At 54.4% G+C, this 22,343-nt stretch carries 23 protein-coding genes; 11 read left to right on the forward strand and 12 right to left on the reverse strand.

The genetic code is table 11. The features are described 5' to 3' along the window. Positions 1-109 precede the first annotated feature (109 nt). From xseB to HHI26_RS06150, 4 genes are all read left to right on the forward strand, one after another. Positions 110-352, forward strand: coding sequence for an exodeoxyribonuclease VII small subunit (gene xseB, locus HHI26_RS06135; RefSeq protein WP_133846303.1), 243 nt, complete (start codon positions 110-112; stop codon positions 350-352). Next, on the forward strand, positions 352-1,251 hold the full coding sequence (ispA, locus tag HHI26_RS06140) for a (2E,6E)-farnesyl diphosphate synthase (RefSeq protein WP_171148786.1): 900 nt from the start codon (positions 352-354) through the stop codon (positions 1,249-1,251). Before xseB ends, ispA begins: the two co-directional genes overlap by 1 nt. A 17-nt stretch (positions 1,252-1,268) precedes the next feature. Continuing rightward, positions 1,269-3,134: a 1-deoxy-D-xylulose-5-phosphate synthase gene (gene dxs / locus HHI26_RS06145; protein WP_171148787.1), complete on the forward strand. Its 1,866-nt coding sequence runs from the start codon at positions 1,269-1,271 to the stop codon at positions 3,132-3,134. 88 nt (positions 3,135-3,222) lie between these two features. Further along, entirely contained in the window at positions 3,223-4,197 is a 975-nt protein-coding gene (locus tag HHI26_RS06150; RefSeq protein ID WP_133846300.1) for an aldo/keto reductase, read from the forward strand. Positions 4,198-4,240: 43 nt separating this feature from the next. Here HHI26_RS06150 and pgpA read toward each other — a convergent pair whose 3' ends face one another. The 6 genes from pgpA to nrdR all read right to left on the reverse strand — a co-directional run bounded on the left by pgpA (position 4,241) and on the right by nrdR (position 8,304). Continuing rightward, the gene (gene pgpA / locus HHI26_RS06155) at positions 4,241-4,747 is read right to left on the reverse strand and encodes a phosphatidylglycerophosphatase A (protein WP_171148788.1); all 507 of its coding nucleotides are present in this window, start codon (positions 4,745-4,747) and stop codon (positions 4,241-4,243) included. Next, entirely contained in the window at positions 4,725-5,702 is a 978-nt protein-coding gene (thiL, locus tag HHI26_RS06160) for a thiamine-phosphate kinase (RefSeq protein ID WP_133846298.1), read from the reverse strand. The genes pgpA and thiL overlap by 23 nt, the downstream gene beginning before the upstream one ends. Before the next feature lie 50 nt (positions 5,703-5,752). After that, on the reverse strand, positions 5,753-6,172 hold the full coding sequence (nusB, locus tag HHI26_RS06165) for a transcription antitermination factor NusB (RefSeq protein WP_133846297.1): 420 nt from the start codon (positions 6,170-6,172) through the stop codon (positions 5,753-5,755). 16 nt (positions 6,173-6,188) lie between these two features. Further along, positions 6,189-6,659, reverse strand: coding sequence for a 6,7-dimethyl-8-ribityllumazine synthase (ribE, locus tag HHI26_RS06170; protein WP_133846296.1), 471 nt, complete (start codon positions 6,657-6,659; stop codon positions 6,189-6,191). An 87-nt stretch (positions 6,660-6,746) separates the two neighbouring features. Further along, complete coding sequence (gene ribD, locus HHI26_RS06175; protein ID WP_171148789.1) at positions 6,747-7,850, reverse strand: bifunctional diaminohydroxyphosphoribosylaminopyrimidine deaminase/5-amino-6-(5-phosphoribosylamino)uracil reductase RibD; 1,104 nt, start codon at positions 7,848-7,850, stop codon at positions 6,747-6,749. A 4-nt stretch (positions 7,851-7,854) separates the two neighbouring features. Further along, positions 7,855-8,304 (reverse strand): transcriptional regulator NrdR, encoded by a 450-nt coding sequence (gene nrdR / locus HHI26_RS06180; protein WP_133846294.1) that lies wholly within the window; start codon positions 8,302-8,304, stop codon positions 7,855-7,857. Between the two features lie 190 nt (positions 8,305-8,494). On the opposite strand from nrdR, the gene HHI26_RS06185 reads away from it, so the two are divergent. Beyond that, positions 8,495-9,061 carry a DUF3251 domain-containing protein gene (locus tag HHI26_RS06185; RefSeq protein WP_133846293.1) on the forward strand — a complete coding sequence of 189 codons (567 nt, stop codon included), beginning with the start codon at positions 8,495-8,497 and terminating at the stop codon, positions 9,059-9,061. 70 nt (positions 9,062-9,131) lie between these two features. Here HHI26_RS06185 and secF read toward each other — a convergent pair whose 3' ends face one another. The 5 genes from secF to queA form a co-directional block, all read right to left on the reverse strand. Further along, positions 9,132-10,100: a protein translocase subunit SecF gene (gene secF / locus HHI26_RS06190; protein ID WP_171148790.1), complete on the reverse strand. Its 969-nt coding sequence runs from the start codon at positions 10,098-10,100 to the stop codon at positions 9,132-9,134. Between the two features lie 10 nt (positions 10,101-10,110). Beyond that, a complete protein-coding gene (secD, locus tag HHI26_RS06195; protein ID WP_133846291.1) occupies positions 10,111-11,958 on the reverse strand; it encodes a protein translocase subunit SecD in 1,848 nt (615 codons plus the stop codon). A gap of 26 nt (positions 11,959-11,984) precedes the next feature. Further along, positions 11,985-12,314 carry a preprotein translocase subunit YajC gene (yajC, locus tag HHI26_RS06200; RefSeq protein WP_062747803.1) on the reverse strand — a complete coding sequence of 110 codons (330 nt, stop codon included), beginning with the start codon at positions 12,312-12,314 and terminating at the stop codon, positions 11,985-11,987. A gap of 17 nt (positions 12,315-12,331) precedes the next feature. Continuing rightward, entirely contained in the window at positions 12,332-13,462 is a 1,131-nt protein-coding gene (gene tgt, locus HHI26_RS06205) for a tRNA guanosine(34) transglycosylase Tgt (RefSeq protein ID WP_133846290.1), read from the reverse strand. 74 nt (positions 13,463-13,536) lie between these two features. Beyond that, entirely contained in the window at positions 13,537-14,607 is a 1,071-nt protein-coding gene (gene queA / locus HHI26_RS06210; RefSeq protein WP_159337695.1) for a tRNA preQ1(34) S-adenosylmethionine ribosyltransferase-isomerase QueA, read from the reverse strand. Between the two features lie 103 nt (positions 14,608-14,710). On the opposite strand from queA, the gene HHI26_RS06215 reads away from it, so the two are divergent. The 5 genes from HHI26_RS06215 to HHI26_RS06235 all read left to right on the forward strand — a co-directional run bounded on the left by HHI26_RS06215 (position 14,711) and on the right by HHI26_RS06235 (position 19,980). Beyond that, positions 14,711-15,292 carry an ACP phosphodiesterase gene (locus HHI26_RS06215; RefSeq protein WP_133846289.1) on the forward strand — a complete coding sequence of 194 codons (582 nt, stop codon included), beginning with the start codon at positions 14,711-14,713 and terminating at the stop codon, positions 15,290-15,292. Positions 15,293-15,488: 196 nt separating this feature from the next. Next, complete coding sequence (locus HHI26_RS06220; protein WP_133846288.1) at positions 15,489-16,091, forward strand: peroxiredoxin C; 603 nt, start codon at positions 15,489-15,491, stop codon at positions 16,089-16,091. Between the two features lie 143 nt (positions 16,092-16,234). Next, the gene (locus HHI26_RS06225) at positions 16,235-17,524 is read left to right on the forward strand and encodes a histidine-type phosphatase (protein WP_241008230.1); all 1,290 of its coding nucleotides are present in this window, start codon (positions 16,235-16,237) and stop codon (positions 17,522-17,524) included. Between the two features lie 63 nt (positions 17,525-17,587). After that, entirely contained in the window at positions 17,588-18,571 is a 984-nt protein-coding gene (locus tag HHI26_RS06230) for a LacI family DNA-binding transcriptional regulator (RefSeq protein WP_133846287.1), read from the forward strand. A 128-nt stretch (positions 18,572-18,699) separates the two neighbouring features. Beyond that, the gene (locus tag HHI26_RS06235; RefSeq protein ID WP_171148791.1) at positions 18,700-19,980 is read left to right on the forward strand and encodes a histidine-type phosphatase; all 1,281 of its coding nucleotides are present in this window, start codon (positions 18,700-18,702) and stop codon (positions 19,978-19,980) included. A gap of 133 nt (positions 19,981-20,113) precedes the next feature. Here HHI26_RS06235 and HHI26_RS06240 read toward each other — a convergent pair whose 3' ends face one another. Further along, positions 20,114-20,710, reverse strand: coding sequence for a transcriptional regulator (locus tag HHI26_RS06240; RefSeq protein ID WP_241008246.1), 597 nt, complete (start codon positions 20,708-20,710; stop codon positions 20,114-20,116). Positions 20,711-20,890: 180 nt separating this feature from the next. Here HHI26_RS06240 and HHI26_RS06245 point away from each other — a divergent pair, with 180 nt between their 5' ends. Continuing rightward, positions 20,891-22,288 (forward strand): MFS transporter, encoded by a 1,398-nt coding sequence (locus HHI26_RS06245; protein ID WP_171148793.1) that lies wholly within the window; start codon positions 20,891-20,893, stop codon positions 22,286-22,288. Positions 22,289-22,343: the final 55 nt, after the last annotated feature.

Consider the following 22,343-nt stretch of genomic DNA (forward strand, 5'->3'; position numbering starts at 1 on the left):
CCCTGATTCCCCTTCCCGGCAACACGAAAAATGCAGGGATATTTTGCTAATCATTTAGAGTCAGCTACCATGAGCGCTCACTGATGAAAATGATAAGTCAGGACCCAAAATGCCGAAAAAAGCCGAACAGCCCGTCAGTTTCGAAACCTCACTGCAACAGCTTGAGCAGATTGTCACCCGCCTCGAAAGCGGTAACCTGCCGCTGGAAGATGCGCTGAATGAATTTGAGCGGGGCGTACAGTTGGCCCGTACCGGGCAACAGACGCTGCAACAGGCTGAACAGCGCGTACAGATTTTACTGAGCGATGACAAGAACGCCGACCTGACGCCTTTCACGCCGGAAAATGACTGATGGATTTCAACGTGTTACTCACCGCGCACTATCAGCGGGTGAATGCCGCACTGCAACGATTTATTGCGCAACTTCCCTTTCAGAGTACTCCTCTGGTGAATGCCATGGAATATGGTGCATTATTGGGGGGTAAGCGGTTGCGCCCATTCCTGGTGTATGCCACGGGTGAAATGCTACATGCTGACGATGCTGCGCTTGATGCGCCAGCCGCTGCCGTTGAATGTATTCACGCGTATTCCCTGATCCACGACGACCTGCCCGCGATGGATGATGACAGTCTGCGACGTGGCCAGCCCACCTGCCATATTAAGTTTGGCGAAGATTCTGCCATTCTTGCAGGGGATGCGTTACAGACTCTGGCCTTTTCTATCCTTGCCGATACACCGATGCCCGGTGTGGCGGCTGAAGCGCGTATTGCTATGCTGTCGGAGCTGGCTCAGGCCAGTGGTGTGGCAGGCATGTGCGGGGGCCAGGCGCTGGATCTCGCCGCCGAAGGCAAGCAGGTCAATTTACAGGAGTTGGAGCAGATTCATCGCCATAAGACGGGCGCGCTGATCCGCTCTGCCGTTCGCCTGGGTGCACTGGCTGCTGGCGAACCCGGGCGTGCAGCACTGCCCGCGCTTGATCGCTATGCTAATGCGATCGGCCTCGCCTTCCAGGTGCAGGATGATATTCTCGATGTTATTGGCGATACTGCCGTACTCGGCAAACGGCAGGGAGCCGATCAGCAATTAGGTAAGAGCACCTACCCGGCACTGATGGGACTTGACAGTGCGCGGGCAAAAGCATGGGATCTCTATCAGGAGTCCCTCAGCGCATTAGAAACGCTTGCCGCACAGTCTTACAACACGGCCCCACTGCGGGCGTTGGCAGGCTTTATAATTGAACGCGATAAATAACTTCAAATGAGTCACTGATGAGTTTTGAACCTGCAAAATACCCGACGCTTGCTCTGGCAAGCACGGTGCAAGAATTACGTTTGCTACCGAAAGAGAGCCTGCCAAAACTCTGTGACGAGCTGCGCCAGTATCTGCTCGACAGCGTCAGCCGCTCCAGCGGTCATTTTGCGTCTGGTCTTGGCGTGGTGGAACTTACTGTGGCACTGCATTATGTCTATAACACGCCGTTCGATCATCTGGTGTGGGATGTGGGCCATCAGGCCTACCCGCATAAGATCCTGACCGGACGACGCGACCGTATCGGTACTATTCGCCAGAAAAATGGCCTGCACCCGTTCCCATGGCGCGATGAAAGTGAGTTCGACGTTCTCAATGTCGGCCACTCATCCACCTCGATCAGTGCCGGGCTGGGAATGGCGGTGGCAGCAGGTAAAGAAGGTAAAGATCGCCGTACCGCCTGTGTTATCGGCGACGGTGCCATCACCGCAGGTATGGCTTTCGAAGCCATGAACCATGCGGGCGATATCAAAGCTGATTTGCTGGTGGTACTGAACGACAACGAAATGTCGATCTCAGAAAACGTCGGCGCGTTAAACAATCGCCTGGCGCAGATCCTCTCCGGGAAAACCTATTCACGCCTGCGTGAAGGGGGCAAAAAGGTGCTGGGCGGTCTGCCACCCATCAAAGAGCTGGTCAAGCGCACGGAAGAACACCTGAAAGGGATGGTGGTGCCAGGCACGTTATTTGAGGAGCTGGGCTTCAATTATATTGGCCCGGTCGATGGTCACGACGTACTGGCCTTGGTGCATACATTGCGTAATATGCGTGCCCTGAAAGGCCCGCAGTTCCTGCATGTGATGACCAAAAAAGGCAAAGGCTACGCTCCGGCAGAGAAAGATCCCATCAGCTGGCATGCCGTACCAAAATTCGACCCGGCCAGTGGCCTGCTACCAAAAAGTGCCGAAGGCCTGCCAAGCTATTCGAAAATTTTTGGCCAGTGGCTGAGTGAAACCGCCGCTGAAGACAGCAAACTGATGGCGGTAACGCCTGCCATGCGTGAAGGCTCCGGTATGGTCAGCTTCTCGCGTGACTATCCACAGCAGTATTTTGACGTGGCGATTGCCGAGCAGCACGCGGTAACCTTTGCCGCCGGGCTGGCGATTGGTGGTTACAAGCCGGTGGTGGCGATTTATTCCACCTTCCTGCAGCGAGCCTACGATCAGCTGATTCATGATGTCGCCATCCAGAAGCTGCCCGTGCTGTTTGCTATCGACCGTGGCGGCATTGTCGGTGCCGATGGCCAGACCCACCAGGGGGCATTTGATATTGCCTTCCTGCGATGCATTCCCAATATGGTCATCATGACCCCAAGCGACGAGAACGAATGTCGCCTGATGCTTTACACCGGCTATCACCACAACAGCGGTCCAAGCGCAGTACGTTACCCGCGTGGTAACGGCACGGGAGCAACCATTGAACCACTGGCGGCTCTGCCTCTGGGCAAAGCTCGTAAGCTGCGTCAGGGTAGCTCACTGGCTATCCTCAACTTCGGGACATTACTGCCAGAAGCGGCGGCAGCGGCGGAAGCCCTGGATGCCACGCTGGTGGATATGCGCTTTGTAAAACCGCTGGATGACGCGTTAATCCTCGAACTGGCGGCCAGCCATGATGCACTGATTACTCTTGAAGAGGGCGCAATCAAAGGCGGTGCTGGTAGCGGCGTCAACGAATTACTGATGGCAAAACGTACGCTGGTGCCGGTGCTGAATATTGGTCTGCCGGATGAATTTATTCCGCAGGGGACTCAGGACGAGGTCCGCACGGATTACCTGTTGGACGCTGCCGGGATCCGTCAGCAAATCGACGCCTGGCTGGCACAGTAACTCGCCCCCTGTGATACAAAATGCTCCTTTTACCGGGAGCTTTTTTTTGCCTGCTATGATTACCACAGGACAAATAGCAGGAGCCAATATGAAAACCCTACAGTTAGCCAATACGGATTTGACCGTTTCCCGCCTTTGCCTGGGCTGCATGACCTATGGTGAACCCGATCGGGGCAAGCACGCCTGGACACTACCCGAAGAGAGCAGCCGCCCGCTGATTAAGCAGGCCCTGGATGCGGGAATCAACTTTTTTGACACTGCCAACAGCTACTCTGACGGCAGCAGCGAAGAGATCGTGGGCCGTGCACTGCGAGATTTTGCCCGCCGTGACGAAGTGGTGGTAGCCACCAAGGTCTATTTCCCAATGAGCAACCTGTCTGGTGGTCTGTCGCGTGCCAATATACTGCAATCCATTGATGACAGTCTGCAACGCCTGGGCATGGAGTACGTCGACCTGCTGCAAATCCACCGCTGGGATTACGACACGCCGCTGGAAGAGACGCTGGAAGCCTTGCACGACGTGGTGAAGGCCGGTAAAGCGCGTTATATCGGGGCCTCCTCCATGCATGCCAGCCAGTTTGCCACGGCGCTGAGTACCGCCGATCGCCACGGCTGGACTCGCTTCGTCAGCATGCAGGATCAGTACAACCTGATCCAGCGAGAGGAAGAGCGGGAAATGCACCCCCTGTGCCTGAAAGAGAACATTGCTGTTCTGCCGTGGAGCCCACTGGCACGTGGCCGCCTGACACGCCCGTGGGGCGAAACGACCGCCCGTTCCGTCTCCGATGAGTACGGTCAGACGCTCTATAGCCAGAGCGAGGAAAATGACGGTGAGATCGCCCAGCGCGTGGAGAATATTGCCAAAGATAAAGGCGTGAGTCGTGCGCAAGTTGCTCTGGCCTGGTTGCTGAGCAAACCCGCGGTCACCGCACCGATTATTGGCGCATCGCGCAGCGAACAACTGGAGGATCTGGTGAAAGCGGTAGAGGTGGAGTTAAGTCAGGAAGAGATTATTGAACTGGAAAGTGTTTATAAGCCGCATCCGGTGGTGGGATTCGAATAACGGATAACGGCTCGTAGGGGTCGGCATGCCCGACCCGATACATTCACATCAGCCAGTAGTGCGCGCCGGCAAACAAAATTCCGGCGGAGATAACCCCGGCGATAATATCGTCGACCATTATGCCCATGCCGCCGTGGACGTTGCGGTCAAACCAGCGTATAGGCCAGGGTTTCCAGATATCCAGCACTCGAAACACCAGGAAGCCCGCCAGTACCCACTGCCAGCTGTTCACCGGGATCGCCATCAGCGTGATCCACATCCCGATAAACTCATCCCAGACAATGCTGCCATGGTCATGTACGCCCATATCCTTCGCCGTGCGATGGCAAAGATAGACGCCAATGCTGATACCCAGCAACAGCGCCAGGGAATAGAGATCCTGCGGCAGTAAATTGAGCAGATACCAGAAGGGGATGGCCGCCAGTGAACCTGCTGTTCCTGGCATCCACGGGCTCAGGCCACTACCAAAACCGGTCGCCAGCAGATGCCACGGATTACTCATCTTCAGGCGACTTTTCGCCACATCTTTAGCGCGAGCCAAAATGGTCAAATCCTTTCAGGTTCATCTCTACCGGCTTATCACCCTGCAACAGCGTTAGCCCTTCCGATTGCGGAGCAATCTGTCCGATACAGGTAAACGGCACGCCCAGATAGCCCAGCGCCACGTCCAGCGCACCACGGTTAATCTCAGGAACGGTAAAGCACAGCTCATAATCTTCGCCGCCGCTCAGCGCCCAGTGCAACGCCTGCTGAGGTTCAAAATGCTGTTTCAGCACGGTCGACAGCGGTAGTGCATCAAGATTCAGACGTGCCCCACAGTCGCTGGCTTTGAGAATATGGCCCAGATCGGAGATCAGTCCATCGGAGAGGTCGATCGCGGAACTTGCCAGATCGCGCAGCGCCTGCCCCTGAAGGATGCGCGGCATCGGCCGCAGATGGCGTTTGATCAACACTTCATGAGCAGCCGGATCGTTAATCTTGACATGATGCTGCAACAGCTCAAGACCCGCAGCGCTGTCGCCCAGCGTACCGGTCACATAGATCCAGTCACCGACGCGTGCACCACTGCGTTTCAATGCCCTGCCCTGCGGCACCAGACCGTGAATGCCCAGCGTCATACTGAGGGGACCGCGCGTGGTATCACCGCCAATCAATTGCATATCGTAGTAATCGAGCAGTTCAAACAGGCTGTCGCTAAAGTCTTTCAGCCAGTCTTCATTAATGTCTGGTAACGTCAGAGCCAGCGTCAGCCATGCAGGATCGGCGCCCATGGCAGCCAGGTCACTCAGGTTTACGGCAAGCGCTTTGTATCCGAGGTCGGCGGGATGAATATCACGCAGAAAATGCACACCTTCTACCAGTGTGTCAGTGCTAATAGCCAGCGTCTGTTTTTCCGGTACGCTGAGTAATGCGCAGTCGTCACCGATGCCTTTTTCAACATCACGACGGGAACTGGTCACACGGTCAAAATAACGCGCGATCAGTTCAAATTCGCCACAGGCCATAATGCATTCCGGGAGTAAAAAAACAGGCCGTGATTAGCGGCCTTAGAGAATTATTTGCGGTTTGGGCGGATGAACGGGCCAGCTTTATCCAGCACGCCGTTGACAAACTTATGGCTGTCTTCAGCGCCGAACACTTTAGCCAGTTCAATCCCTTCATTAATCGCAACTTTGTAGGGAACGTCTGAACGCTTGCTGAGCTCAAACAGAGAGATACGCAGGATAGCCTTCTCAACCTGCCCCAGCTCTTCCAGCTGACGTGACAGGTAAGGTTGCATCAGGCCGTCGAGGTATGCACTGTTAGTTGCAACGCCGCCGACCAGCTCACGGAAGTAAGTAATATCGACGTCTTTAACGTCCTGTTCCGCCAGAAACTGGTATTCGACATCAGCGATGTCGTTTTTGGAGATTTGCCAAGAGTAAAGTGCCTGAACAGCACATTCACGGGCGCGGCGACGAGCAGCAGGTTTCACGAAATTCCCCTTAAAATCAGGCTTTGATGGCTTTCAATACGTTAATCATTTCCAGAGCGGTCAGGGCTGCTTCAGCACCTTTATTACCCGCTTTGGTACCGGCGCGTTCAATGGCCTGCTCGATGTTTTCGGTGGTCAGTACGCCAAAAGCAACCGGGATATCGCTGTTCATGGCAACGCTGGCCAGGCCAGAGCTGGCCTCACCTGCCACATATTCGAAATGGGCTGTACCACCACGGATTACGGTGCCAAGTGCAACAATCGCATCATGTTTGCCAGCGTTAGCTAGCGCACGTGCAGTCATTGGCAGCTCATAGGCACCTGGAACCCAGACAACGGTGATGTTTTCATCTTTGACCTGACCAATACGCTTCAGGGCATCGATTGCACCGCTCAGCAGGCTGTCGTTGATAAAGTTGTTGAAACGCGCAATAACCAGAGCAACGCGCGCATCAGGGGTAGCAACAGCAGCTTCAATAACGTTCATAATCTTCCTTTCAGGGTTCTGTTTGGCCCCGCAGGGGGGCGGATTCTATCACACTCTTTACCGGTCTGCTTGTTTTTGCGCAAACCGCTATAACGGGGTCAGCGTCAGGCGTAAGTCCGGCCCAACCTGACGAACATCACTAAAGGCAAAGGCAGGCGCATCGGTAAGATGCTCAAGGCCCGGCAGTTGACAAAGGCCGCGCCCATTATCGCCCAGAAGTTTGGGGGCGAGATACACAATCAGCTCATCCACCACACCGGCCTGCAACAATGCACCTGCAAACTGCGCTCCGGCTTCCACCCAAACGCTATTAATGTGTTTTCTTCCCAGCAGCATCATCATCGCCACCAGATCAAGCCGCCCGTTATGACGGGGCACGCTGAATTGAGTGACGTTATCAGGCCACGTCTGTTCATCGCAGTCGGTACGCGCCAGCCAGGTTTCCCCGGATTGTGCAATAAGTTGATGCTGCGGTGTGACGCGATTCTGGCTGTCGACAATAATTCTTACTGGCTGACGCAACAGGTCTACTGGGTAATCGGCCTGGGTTGCGCTATCCAGCTCGTGGTAGCGCACCGTCAGCGACGGATTATCAGCCAGCACCGTTGCGCTGGTGCTGAGAATGGCAGAACTTTGCGCACGCAGACGCTGAACATCGCGTCGCGCCTGTGGCGACGTGATCCACTGGCTTTCACCACTGGCCAATGCGGTGCGGCCATCCAGCGATGCGCCCAGCTTCAGCTGTACCCAGGGGAATCCGGTACGCATACGCTTCAGGAAACCACGATTAAGCGCTTCCGCTTCCTGCATCATCAGACCGTGGCTGACGTCAATTCCTGCCTGCTGTAAACGGTACAGACCGCGACCCGCCACTTCCGGGTTCGGATCCTGCATTGCCGCCACGACCCGGGTCACACCGGCGCCGATCAACGCATCGCAGCAGGGCGGCGTGCGCCCGTGATGGCTGCACGGCTCCAGCGTGACGTACGCGGTCGCTCCCTGCGCTTTATCACCCGCCATACGTAGCGCATGCACTTCCGCGTGGGGCTCACCGGCACGCAAATGATAGCCTTCACCCACTATCTCGCCGTCGCGCACAATGACACAGCCGACATTCGGGTTGGGGGTCGTAGTAAAACGGCCACGGCTCGCAAGGGATAGCGCACGTGACATAAACACTTCATCACGCATCGCGTCAGTCCTGTAAACGGGCGATTTCTTCGCCAAATTCGCGGATATCTTCAAAGCTGCGGTAGACCGAAGCAAAGCGGATGTATGCCACTTTATCCAGTTTTTTCAGCTCATCCATCACCAGACTACCGATCAGTTTACTAGCCACTTCACGCTCGCCCGTAGCGCGTAACTGACTTTTGATATGGCTGAGGGCTGTTTCCACCGCGTCTGAATTCACCGGGCGTTTCTCCAGTGCTTTCATCAGACCGCTGCGCAGTTTGTCCTCATTGAAAGGTTCACGCACGTCATTGCTTTTCACTACGCGCGGCATCACCAGTTCCGCGACCTCAAACGTGGTAAAACGCTCATGGCACATCAGACACTGACGACGACGGCGTACCGAGGTGCCCTCCCCGACCAGGCGGGAGTCGATCACTTTCGTATCCACGGCAGAACAGAATGGGCAATACATGACGCGTCCTGATTATCCTTAATAGTGTCAGCTAGTGTACCGCGAACCCGGCGATGTGCCAAAGGTGCGTCAGAAAAACTGTCCTGATTTTATGGGGCTTACGCAACAAAATGCCGTATTTCTTTGCAGGCGATCAAGACCCGTTTGCTCTAAGATAAAGTCATTCGCGTTAATCAGAAGGAAATGAACAATGACAAGCGCTTATCTCAAATTGTCACTGGGATCACTGTTACTGCTGGCGGGCTGTGCCAGTACGCCACCGCAACCGAAACTCAATCAGTTGCATAACGAAGTCGGGAAACTGACCCAGGAAATGCGCCAACTGACCAATCAGGCCGCCGCGCTGGAGCAGCAGGGGAATCTTAACAGCGGGTCGGCACAGGGTGCATGGTTACTGCCAGCGGCGAATACCGGGGTGATACTGAAAAGCCAGGCGGGTGAACTGAAGCTGTCATTGAGTCATGTCCAGGCGGAAGCCAACGGCACGCGCGCCCTTCTACATATACGCGCAACAGGCGATGCGCCGCTACCCGCGTTTACCGCTCAGGTCGAATGGGGTGAGTTGGATAGCACGACCAGCAAGCCACTGACGGTAAACAGTCAGGTGCAACGTATTGAGGTCACCCGCGCGCTGCTGGCGAAAAGTGAAGCCACGGTGCCATTACGTTTAAGCAACCTGCCGCCGGAACAATTGGGATATGTGCGGGTACATGATGTAGTGCTCAGCACTGAGCCGCCAGCGACCAGCACACCATAAAAAAAGGGCCACGCAATGCGTGGCCCTTCCAATCGGCTCCAGGGGGACACCTGTTTTGGTCCGCCCGGGATTAAGGCAGAATCGAAGGCTGATCTGCGCCCTCTTTTTCCACTTTCTGCTGCAGCATATGCTCGCGTTTCATGCCCAGCTTCAGCGCCAGCGCGGAAGAGACATAAATCGACGAGATGGTACCGATAGTGATACCGATCAGCATGGTCAACGAGAAGCCTTTCAGCAACGCGCCACCGAACACAAACAGAATCGCGACCATCGCCAGGGTGGTTACCGAGGTGATAATGGTACGGCTCAGCGTCTGCGTCAGGGAGACGTTGGTGATATCGTAAGACGAACCGCGACGGATCTTGCGGAAGTTCTCACGAATACGGTCCGAGACCACGATTTTATCGTTCAGCGAGTAACCGATAACCGACATCAGTGAGGCGATGATCGTCAGGTCGATTTCAACCTGGAACAGCGCCAAAATGCCGGCGGTTATGATCACGTCATGGGCCAGTGCCAACACAGTACCCAGTGCCAGACGCCACTCAAAACGGAAACCAATGTAGATCAGGATGGCAATCAGCGCAGATAATAGCGCCATACCGCCAGCCTGAGCCAGATCGCTACCCACGCTTGGGCCGACGAACTCAATACGTTTTACCGTTGCATGCTGCTGGGTTGCCTCGTTGATCGTTGCCAGCACTTTCGTGCCCAGCTCCTGACCGGCATTCCCTTCGCGCGGTGACATACGAACGATCACGTCACGGCTGCTGCCAAAGTTCTGTACCTGCGGCTCATCAAAACCTGATTTTTCCAGGCTGGTGCGCAGCATATCCAGTTCTACGGGTTGCTCAAGGTTAATTTCAATCACCGTACCACCGGTGAAATCCAGACCCCAGTTAAAACCACGCACGCCCATAATGGCAACGGATGCAATCAGCAGCAGTACCGAGATGGCAAACGCCAGCGTGTCCCAGCGCATAAAGTCATAGACTTTACGGCCGTGGTTCAATTGTTCAACACTATGTTCCTGTGACACAACGCACTCCTCAGATAGACAGCTTGTTGATGCGTTTGCCGCCGTACAACAGATTGGCAATGGCGCGAGTACCAATAATTGCGGTAAACATCGAGGTCGCAATACCGATTCCCGTGGTGATCGCAAAGCCTTTGATTGAGCCAGTACCGACTGCGTACAGGATCAACACTTTAATCAGCGTCGTGACGTTAGCATCAACGATACTGGAGAACGCGCCTTTATAGCCTTCATGGATCGCCTGCTGAACGGAACGTCCGTTGCGCAGCTCTTCCTTGATACGTTCGTTAATCAGTACGTTAGCATCCACCGCAACCGCCAGCGTCAGCACAATACCGGCAATTCCCGGCATGGTCAGCGTAGCACCCGGCAGCAGCGACATGATACCGACAATCAGCACCAGGTTAGCCAGCAGCGCACTGGTCGCAATCAGACCAAATTTCTTGTACCACACCACCATAAAGATGATGGAAGCGATAAGGCCCCACAGGCAGGCTTCCAGACCCTGAGTGATGTTCTGCTGACCCATTGTCGGGCCAATAGTACGCTCTTCAACAATCTGGATCGGTGCAATCAGCGCCCCGGCACGCAGCAGCAGAGACAGCTGGCGCGCTTCGTTCGGGTTATTGATGCCGGTGATACGGAAGCTGTTACCCAGACGAGACTGGATATTCGCCACGTTAATCACTTCTTCCTGCTTCTCAAGGATTGAGCGACCGTTGGCGTCTTTCTTCCCGCTGTCTTTGTACTCAACAAACAGGGTTGCCATCGCTTTACCGACGCTGTCCTTGGTGAAGTTGGACATGATGTTACCGCCAGCGCTGTCCAGGGAGATATTAACCTGAGGCTGATTGTATTCATCGGTGCTTGAGGTGGAGTCGGTGATGTGGTCGCCGGTGAGGATCACACGCTTGTACAGCACAACAGGCTGGCCATCACGGGTGTCTTTCACTTCAGAGTCGCCCGGAACGCGGCCGTTCGCAGCGGCAGTGGCATCCACAGAGGTATTCACCAGACGGAATTCCAGCGTTGCGGTTGCGCCGAGGATCTCTTTCGCGCGTGCAGTATCCTGAATACCCGGCAATTCCACGACGATACGGTCAGAACCCTGACGCTGTACCAGTGGTTCTGCAACACCCAGCTGATTCACACGGTTACGCAGAATATTAATGTTCTGCTGTACCGCGTATTCACGGGCTTCACGCAGTCGCTCATCAGACATGACAGCCGACAGGGCATTGCTGCCACTGCTGTTGATGACCATATCGCGGTGACGGCCTGCCAGATAGCTGACGGCTTGATCACGTGCTGCGGCATCACGGAAACGAATTTCCAGACCGTAATTATTGATTTTGCGAACGTTAACGTAAGGGATGCTTTTATCACGAAGGTCACTTCGCAGGTTATCGATGTTCTGTTCCTGGAGTTTACTCAGAGCAGTATCCATATCGACTTCCATCAGGAAGTGAACGCCACCGCGCAGATCGAGACCGAGTTTCATCGGTTCCGCATTGAGCATGGCTAACCAGGACGGTGTTGCGGGAGCGAGGTTAAGCGCCACGACGTAGTTATCGCCCAGCGTTTTAGTAATCGCTTCACGCGCGCGCATCTGCACGTCCGTGTTGGCGAAACGCGCCATAATAGCGCCATTTTCCAGCGCGAGTGATTTGCTCTGGATATTATCTTGTTTTAATGCGGTCTGGATCTGAACCAGCGTTTGCTCACTGGCGGCGCTTCCGCGCGCACCAGTGATCTGAACGGCCGGATCCTCACCATACAGGTTAGGAAGTGCATACAGCAGACCGACGAGTAACACGACGATCAGCATGATGTACTTCCACAAAGGATAACGGTTTAACACGGCAGTTCCCTTAGGGAAATCGAAAATTAAAGCGCTTTCATTGTACCTTTCGGCAGAACGGCAGCGACGAAGTCACGTTTGACCACAACTTCAGTGGTTTCGTTCAGTGCGATAGCAACATAGCCGGTTTCAGCAACTTTAGTCACACGGCCCACCAGGCCACCGGTGGTCAGCACTTCATCACCTTTAGAAATTGAGTCCATCAGTTTCTTGTGCTCTTTCGCACGTTTCTGCTGAGGGCGCAGGATCATAAAGTAGAAAATCAGACCAAACACAACCAACATAATCACCAGAGAGTAAGGACTTCCCTGAGATGGTGCTGCGGCTGCTACGGCATCAGAAGTGAAAAAGCTCATTAAATTTCCCTCATTGTTTAATTATCAGACGGTAAAGGCGGAACCGCCAATCCTGTCCGTTGGTAGAATTCGGTCACGAAGAGCGCTAATTTACCCTCTTCGATTGCCTGGCGTAAACCAGCCATCAGGCGCTGATAGTAACGCAGATTGTGGATGGTGTTCAGACGCGCACCCAAAATTTCGTTACAGCGATCAAGATGATACAGGTAAGCACGGCTGTAGTTGCGGCACGTGTAGCAGTCGCATTCAGCATCGAGCGGAGACGTGTCATCTTTATACTTCGCATTGCGGATTTTTACCACGCCGTCGGTCACGAAAAGATGTCCGTTACGTGCGTTGCGGGTGGGCATCACACAGTCAAACATATCAATACCACGGCGCACGCCTTCCACCAGATCCTGCGGCTTACCGACGCCCATCAGGTAGCGCGGTTTATCCTCAGGTAACTGTGGGCAAACATGCTCCAGAATACGATGCATATCTTCTTTCGGTTCACCGACCGCCAGGCCGCCCACAGCGTACCCATCAAAGCCAATATCTACCAGTCCTTTAACGGAGACATCACGTAAATCTTCGTAAACCCCGCCCTGGATAATACCGAACAATGCGTTCTTATTTCCCAGAGAATCAAAGCGATCGCGGCTACGTTGTGCCCAGCGTAGAGACATCTCCATTGAACGCTTCGCGTAATCCCAGTCAGCCGGATACGGTGTACATTCATCAAAGATCATCACGATATCAGAACCGAGATCGTACTGAATCTCCATTGATTTTTCGGGATCGAGGAAGATCGCATCACCGTTGATTGGGTTACGGAAATGGACGCCCTTCTCGGTGATCTTACGGATGTCACCCAGGCTGAACACCTGGAAACCGCCGGAGTCCGTCAAGATCGGGCCTTTCCACTGCATAAAGTCATGCAGATCGCCGTGCAATTTCATGATCTCCTGGCCCGGACGCAACCATAAATGGAAGGTATTGCCGAGGATGATCTGTGCACCGGTATCGATCACTTCTTCCGGGGTCATGCCTTTTACCGTGCCGTAGGTCCCCACTGGCATAAATGCCGGGGTTTCTACCACGCCGCGCTCAAAAACCAGACGGCCACGGCGTGCGCGACCATCAGTAGTGTCTAATTCAAACTTCACATTGCCTCCACCAGAGAAACAGTCTGATGTAATGGTTAAAAGAGGGTCAGGCATGCCTGCCCCCTGCGGGAAAATTACTGGCCCGGGATCTCGGCGTACGCCTCAGGATTACGGGTAATAAACATCGCATCACCATAACTGAAGAAACGATATTTTTCAGCCACGGCCTGCTGGTAAGCCTGCATCGTGTGTTGATATCCGGCAAACGCCGACACCAGCATAATCAGCGTCGATTCTGGCAGGTGGAAATTGGTCACCAGCACATCAATGACTTGATAGTGATATCCAGGGTAGATAAAGATTTTCGTATCGCCGAAGAACGGGGCAATCAGCGCATCCTGCGCCGCCTGCGCGGCGCTTTCCAGCGAACGCACCGAGGTGGTGCCGACCGCGATCACCCGGTTGCCGCGTGCTTTACAGGCGAGCACTGCATCCACCACATCCTGCGGCACTTCGGCGTATTCCGCGTGCATAATATGATCTTCGATGGTGTCAACGCGCACCGGCTGGAAGGTCCCCGCGCCAACATGCAGGGTGACAAACGCTGTCTCAATACCTTTCTCACGCAGCGCAGCCAGCAAAGGCTCATCAAAATGCAGGCCCGCTGTTGGGGCAGCTACCGCCCCTGGTTTCTGGCTGTACACCGTCTGATAAAGTTCGCGGTCGGCGTCTTCATCCGGGCGATCAATATACGGCGGCAGCGGCATATGGCCAATGGCGTTCAGAATATCGAGAACCGGCCGCTCATCATGAAACTCAATTTCAAACAACGCATCATGACGTGCCACCATGGTGGCCTGCACATTTTCATCATCACCCAGCAGCAATTCAGTGCCTGGCTTAGGGGCTTTCGAGGAACGTACATGTGCCAGCACGCGTTTATCATCGAGCATGCGCTCAATCAGCACCTCGATTTTTCCACCGCTGGCCTTACGGCCAAAAATACGTGCCGGGATCACCCGGGTATTATTAAACACCAGAAGATCGCCGGGATTGAGCTTATCCAGCAAATCGGTGAATACCCCATGCGTCAGTTCGCCATCCGGGCCATTCAGCGATAGCAGGCGGCACCCGCTGCGCTGGGCTTGCGGATAGTGGGCAATCAAAGATTCGGGCAACTCAAAAGTAAAATCGGCAACGCGCATGGTCATTCACAGTCTGGGAAATCAGGGCGCACATTCTAGCTGAAAACTGCTCATAGCTAAACAATCTGCTTAATATCGACAGAAACTACGCTAGAATCGCGCCATGAACTATCTTGCTCACCTCCATATGGCCACCCTTGCCAACAGCTCGCTGCTGGGCAATATGATGGCAGACTATGTGCGCGGCAACCCGCATCAGCAATGGCCTGAAGCTATCGCTGACGGTATTGCACTTCACCGCCGGATTGATGCACTGACCGATTCCTTGCCGGAAGTGCGCAGCGCCCGCCAGCTTTTTCGCAGCAATACTCGCCGGGTGGCACCGATTACGCTTGACGTCATCTGGGATCATTTTCTGTCATCTCACTGGGATAAGCTGGTGCCGGAAATTTCTTTGCCAGCTTTTTTGTCACAGGTGAAAAGTGTGATCGAACCGCAACTTGGGACAACCCCGGAGCGATTCCAGAATCTTAATCACTACTTATGGACCGGACGCTGGATGGAGCGTTATGCCGATGCTCCTTTTCTGCAAGAGGTGCTGCGCGGAATGGCGAGCCGCCGTCCTAAACTGGCGGCACTGGAAGACAGTTATCAAGATTTCGTTGATAACTATCAACAGCTTGAAGTGTTATTCTGGCAGCTTTACCCGCGTATGATGGCGCAAGCTGTTCAGCGAAAGTTGTGAAACATCTTGCCCAGTTTTACACCTTGCCCTTTTTTTAAAAAAGGTTATTGTATGAAACTGCTTGATAATTACTACGATTTTGATAGGTATAGCCTATCTTAATAATCGGTACAGCACGCTGGTCCCTGACAGGGCACGCCCCGTATACTGCCCGCGTATTGTCACCTTATTTCAACTTACTTTTACAGGAGTGAACATGGTCCTGGTAACTCGTCCAGCCCCTGATTTTACCGCCGCAGCCGTACTGGGCAACGGTGAGATCGTAGAAAACTTCAACTTTAAAAAACACACCGCTGGTAAAGCCACCGTTGTGTTCTTTTGGCCAATGGACTTCACCTTCGTATGCCCTTCTGAGCTGATCGCTTTCGACAAGCGCTATGCAGAATTCCAGAAACGCGGCGTGGAAGTGGTTGGTGTTTCCTTCGATTCAGAGTTCGTGCACAACGCATGGCGTAAAACTCCGGTTGATAAAGGCGGCATCGGCGAAGTTCAGTACGCAATGGTTGCTGATATCAAACGTGAAATTCAGAAAGCCTACGGCATCGAGCACCCGGATGCGGGCGTGGCTCTGCGTGGTTCTTTCCTGATCGACAAAGCCGGTGTGGTTCGCCACCAGGTGGTTAACGATCTGCCACTGGGCCGTAACGTTGACGAAATGCTGCGCATGGTTGACGCGCTGCAATTCCACGAAGAGCACGGCGAAGTGTGCCCGGCTCAGTGGGAAAAAGGAAAAGAAGGTATGGGCGCATCTCCAGAAGGTGTTGCTAAGTACCTGACTGAGAACGCCTCTAAGCTGTAATTGCTTGTGCGTTTTCCAGGAAAGCTCGCTTCGGCGGGCTTTTTTTTCACCTCAATTTCCCGCCCCCCATCTTTCGTCACACCTTTAGACGAAATTTTGTCATGATGCCCACTGACCTGTCCCCCATCACAAGGATGATCCCGATGAAAAAGAGTGCTCTGCGTTTTTCCCTCGCCACCCTGTTCAGTTCACTGAGCCTGATGGCCCAGGCCGCGCCTCACTATGTGCTGGAAAAAGTGGTGGAAATCAGCCGCCACGGCGTTCGCCCGCCAACGGTGGATAACCGTAAAGAGATGGAGACCGGCAGTGATCGCCCCTGGATAAGCTGGTTAACCGCCGACGGTCAGCTCACTGGTCACGGCTACAGCGCGGCATGGCTTAAAGGCCAATATGAGGGAAACCAGTATCGTCAGCTTGGCCTGCTTGGCGCAGGCTGCCCGACAGAGAAAGATATTTTTGTCTGGGCCAGTCCGTTACAGCGAACCCGTGCCACTGCTGAAGCCCTGACTGACGGGGCCTTCCCCGGCTGTGGCATCACTATTCATCACTCCCCGGAAAAAAACGATCCGCTGTTTCAAAACCAGGGTCCGGGATATGCCACCCTCGACCAGGAGCAACAGCGTCAGGGGGCACTGACCGCCCTGGGCGGCACGCCAGCCGATGCACAAAAACGGCTGCAACCAGAGATCTCCCTGCTGAAAAAGGCCGTCTGCCAGCCAGATAAGCCCTGCCCAATCTTTGATAAAATGTGGGAAATAAAATTCGCCTCCGATGGCCGTATTATGATCACCGGTCTGGATACCCTGGCGGCTATGGCAGAAACCCTTCGTCTGGAGTGGAGCGATAATAAACCGCTGAGTCAGGTGGCGTTTGGTCACGCCGACAGTGCCGCACAGATCGGCAAGCTCATGGCATTACTGACACCGAAATACGATGCCACCAACGATCAACCCTACGTCGCCCGGCGTGGCGGTTCCTTATTGATGGAGCAGATTGCCAAAGCATTGCAACAGGGCGTGACGCCGCAACAGGATGCACCGCCGGAGGCTCGCTGGCTGCTGTACGTCGCTCATGACGTCAATATCGCCTATCTGCGTACGTTGCTGGATTTCAGCTGGCAACAGGGTGACTATCCTCGTGGCACTGTCCAGCCAGCAGGAAGCCTGGTATTTGAACGCTGGAAAGAGACACAAAGCGGGAAACGTTTTATCCGCATTCTGTTCCAGGGGCAGAGTCTTGATCAGATTCGTCAACTGACACCCATCGACCGCCACCACCCGCTACTGATCACCGAGTTAAAATTTGCCGGCTGTGAGAAAACCGAAGCAGGTACTCTGTGCCCTTACGACAGCGTACTGCAACACCTTAACCAGAATATAGACCGGTCACTGATTCGCCCGGTAAGCTATCAGAATCAACCCGCATCACACTGAGAAACGCCATGACTTTCCGCAGTATTGCGGTAATACTCAGCGGCACATACAGAGGGAGTGCCGATGGCGTCTGAAAACAAAAGTTGGGTTACTGCGGCCGATGTTGCACGCCTTGCCGGTGTATCACGTTCTGCCGTCTCGCGTACCTTCACCCCTGGCGCTTCCGTTTCTGAACCGACGCGCCAGAAGGTGATGGCCGCCGCCAGTGAGCTGGGCTACCAGGTGAATATCATTGCGCGCACCATGATCACCGGTAACAGTAATTTTGTCGGGATCATCACCGCCGGCTTCGATAATCCTTTTCGCAGTAAACTGCTGGCCCCGCTGGTACATCATCTGGCGTTACAGGGGTTTATTCCTCTGCTGATGAATGCCGACGATCCCCAACAGTTAGAACCCTCACTTCGCCAGCTGCTCAGCTACCATGTGACGGGAGTAATCATCACCTCCGGCGCGCCTCCACTGTCGCTGGCCGAAGAGTATCTGGCAAAAAAGATCCCCGTGATGTTAATCAATCGTCACGCCGACCTGCCCGGTGCCGATCGCATTTGCAGTGATAATGCGCAGGGTGCAAAGCTGGTAGCCGCCCTGTTCAGGGAACAGGGCCTGCAACGGCTGGCCTTTATCGGGGAAGAGGCGGAAAACTTCAGCACTGACCAACGCTGGCAGGCCTTTCGTGAACAGGCGCCGCAGGCCATTGCCCTTTTCTGCCCACGAGGCGGTTATCAGGCGGGTTGGGACGCCGCAGCTAAACTGCTTGCTGATTATCCCAATTTACAGGCGATCTTTTGTGCCACCGATATGCTGGCGATGGGCACCCTGGATTATTTGCACCAGCATCCTGCTTTCTCTGCGATTAAAGTCGCAGGATTTGATGACATCCCACAGGCCGCATTCGCTGCGTATCAACTGACGACGATCCAGCAAGATACCGACAAACTGGCGCAACTTGCCGTTCATTCTCTACTGGAAAGGCTGAAAAACTTCACCCAGCCTTCGCAGCAAAAATCTGTTCCTGTCACACTTATCCGCCGTCACTCCGCCTGATTTGGACAATTTGTTTTATGTTATAACGATCACGGAATCATTTTTTCATTCTGGTCATTATTCTGTCACAACGTTGTAACACGCCTTTTTTACACTTGTAATTGCACACGTGTGCATAGAGGATCATTATGTTAACGATACAGACGGTATTGCCACGCCTGGTGTTTGCCCTGGCCATGGTGCCGGTATTCAGTAGCCAGATAGTGCAGGCAGAAACATTTCACCTGGAAAAAGTCGTGGAGATCAGTCGCCATGGGGTCCGCCCGCCCACGCCGGATAACACCAAAGCAATGGAGGCAGGGACAGATCGCTCCTGGCCACAGTGGCTGACCGCCGATGGCGAACTGACCGGGCACGGTTATGCCGCTGCGGTATTGAAAGGCGGATATGAGGCAAACGGCTGGCGTCAGGCCGGGTTGCTGACGTCGGGATGCCCTGACAGCAAGACACTGTATGTCTGGGCAAGCCCGCTACAGCGCACAAAAGCGACGGCGAAAGCATTAACCGATGGTGCATTCCCGGGGTGTGATGTGACGGTGCACAGCGTCAGCGGTGACAGCGATCCCTTGTTCCAGAGCGATAAGATGGGGCTGGCACCACTGGACGAAGCACAAGCCCGGGCGGGAATTGAAAAGGCTATGGGCGGGAGCGTTCAGCAGGCAGAGCAGCGTGCAGCCCCGGAGATCGCCCGTTTGAAAGCAACCGTGTGTCAGGCGGACCATCCCTGCCCTATCTTCGATCACCCATGGAGTATCAAGCGTAGCAAGGACGGGCGTTTTGAGGTCGAGGGACTCGCGACGCTGGCGAATATGGCAGAGACTTTCCGCCTGGCATGGAGCGAAAATCAACCTTCTGCCAACGTGGCTTTTGGCCACGTTCACTCCGCCGCTGACGTGGCAAAACTGATGCCGCTGCTAACCACAAAATATGATTATATCAACGATGTGCCTTATATCGCGCAGCGTGGCGGATCGATATTAATGGATCAAATCGCCAAAGCGCTGGCAACCCAACCGGTAAAAGGAGGGCCGCCCGACGTGCGATGGCTGCTGTATGTCGCGCACGACACCAACATTTCCTGGCTGCGTACCATGCTGAACTTTAGCTGGCAGCAGGCCAGTTATCCGCGAGGCAACATTCCTCCGGCGGGCAGTCTGGTGTTTGAACGCTGGCGCGAGACGCAGACCGGAAAACGTTATATCCGTCTCTATTTCCAGGCGCAGACACTCGATCAAATTCGTTATCTGACACCGCTCAACGCCACTCAGCCACCGCTGATCAGCGAGCTGGGATTCGACGGCTGTAAAATCACCAAGGTCGGTACGCTTTGCCCTTATGAATCAACGCTAAACCGTATCAGGAAAAATATCGATCACGAGGTGCTGGCACCGGTCAGCTACGAACAGTAAGAGATAGCGACAATCATCAGGGTGAACGTATATCGTTGCGTTCAGCGTTTCCGATTACACCAGCCTGACTCCTGACACCGGAATAAATACGTTAACTTTTTATTTATTCCGGTTGAATGGAAAAGCCAGGGAATTATTCGTCCTGATACGGTTTCACACTATAAGCACAGCGCCGTGACTGGCTGAGAATATGTTCCACGCGGACCACCTCGGCCTCCAGCACCTCAGTGAAAATGGCCTGTTCTGCACGACAAAAGCCCTGACAGGTCGCCGCGGCAGCGCAGATGGGACAGTGGTTTTCAATCAGCAGCAGGCTGCCATCATCCATTGTTTCGTATTCCGCCATATAGCCTTCAGCGGAGCGTATCTCTGCCAGTCGTGCAACCCGTGCGGTTAAACCTTTCAGATGACCAAGCTCCTGCCAGTAAAGCTCCCGGGATTTCTGCTCACGTTTCGCAATCAATATCTCAATGGCCTGTTCACCAAAAGAATCGCGAACCACTTCCAGCAGTTGTACGGTCAGTTCAGGGTGTGTATCAGGAAATTGCTTTTCCCCTTCTGCGGTAAGCTGCCAAAACTGCGAAGGCCGCCCAACACCTTGTGACCGGGAAACAGCGGTCACCAGTCCCTCTGTTGCCAGTTTGGTGAACTGTTGGCGCGCGGCTTCTGCTGTCATTCCCAGCGCCTTTCCCGCCCCGGAAGACTGCTGAGGCCCACGAGTTTTCAGCATGTACAACAGACGCTTTGATGACGATAAGTGCTCTTCAGACGTGGCAGGCAAGTGATTTATTGACAAGTTTTTCTTTCCCCCCCTTAATATTCAAAGCATTTACTTGTTTTATTATTTTACCTCAGGGCTGTGCGGCCGACAACCCCAGGGTGACTCACTGCAGGGTTTAAAGGAGCCATTATGTCATCACATGAAGGAAACTGGGGAGATCTTCTCTCCGGAAAGAATGCCGCACGCTCGATTGCGCTGTCGGGAGGAGTGGCACTGCATGCCATTAATATTTACATCGCGACCACCGTGCTACCTTCGGTCGTCAAAGAGATTGGCGGGCTACATCTTTACGCATGGAATACTACGCTGTTTGTGGTGGCCTCCATACTTGGCTCGGCGCTCACCAGTCGGACGTTGAGCCGGACCGGGTCTCGCGGCACCTATGCTATTGCTATTCTGTTGTTTATCGCGGGTTCTCTGCTGTGTGCCCTGGCACCGAGTATGCTGATGATGTTGCTGGGACGCACCGTTCAGGGGCTAGGTGGAGGGTACCTGTTTGCACTTGGCTACAGCATGATTTATTCAGTATTTGAACGTTCGCTCTGGACACGTGCCTTCGCGCTCATTTCTGGTATGTGGGGAGTGGCGACCCTGGTCGGTCCGGCTATTGGCGGAATTTTTGCCGATATCGATGCATGGAGGCTGGCTTTTGGTTTTCTGCTACCGGTGACATTCATCTACGCATGGGTCGTCTGGCGGGCTTTACCCGATGATAGCGAGGAGCGCAGGCCCGCCACTCGCCTGCCGTGGGTACAGCTGATGCTGCTTACCGCTGCGGTGCTGGCAATCAGCATTGGCAGCACCAGCTCAGCACTCACTGACAATCTGATCGGTGTCGGGCTGGCAGTCCTGATGATGGCACTATTAATCCGCCAGGAGTTGCGCAGTGATGCCTGCCTGCTGCCACGTAACGCACTGCGCCTGAGTTCCCCTCTGCTACCACTTTATCTGACTATCGGCCTGCTGGTTGTCGGCATGACCAGTGAAACCTTTGTGCCCTACTTTCTACAAAATCTGCACGGGCAGACTCCGCTGATGTCCGGCTATCTGGCGGCACTGATGGCGGCGGGCTGGACGCTGGCCGAAATCTGGAGCTCCGGTTGGCGCGCCAGGCGTGTTTCGCTGGCGATCATTACCGGACCCATACTGGTTCTGGCCGGAATGGCGATACTGTCATTCTCCCTGCCGGTACAAAGCGACTATGGGCGAACGCTGGTGGTCATCATTTCGCTGGGATTACTGCTGGTTGGCTTTGGTATCGGGCTGGGCTGGCCCCATCTGCTGGCACGGGTGCTGGATGTCACACCGGAAGAGGATCAGGATGCCGCAGCGACCTCAATCTCCACGGTACAACTGTTTGCCACTGCGCTGGGCGCCGCACTGGCCGGGATGTTGGCGAATCTGGGAGGGCTGAATATACCCGGTGGAATAGAAGGTGCCAGCAATGCAGCATGGGTGATGTTTATCGTACTGGCTGTTGCTCCGCTGTTGGCGATCTTTAGCGCAAGACGATCAACACCAGCTTAAAAAGAGACAGAAGATAATGCTGGCCATCTTACTGGCCAGCATTAACAAACGTCGC

The organism is Erwinia sp. JH02 (assembly GCF_013074405.1).
GTDB classification, from domain to species: domain Bacteria; phylum Pseudomonadota; class Gammaproteobacteria; order Enterobacterales; family Enterobacteriaceae; genus Erwinia; species Erwinia rhapontici.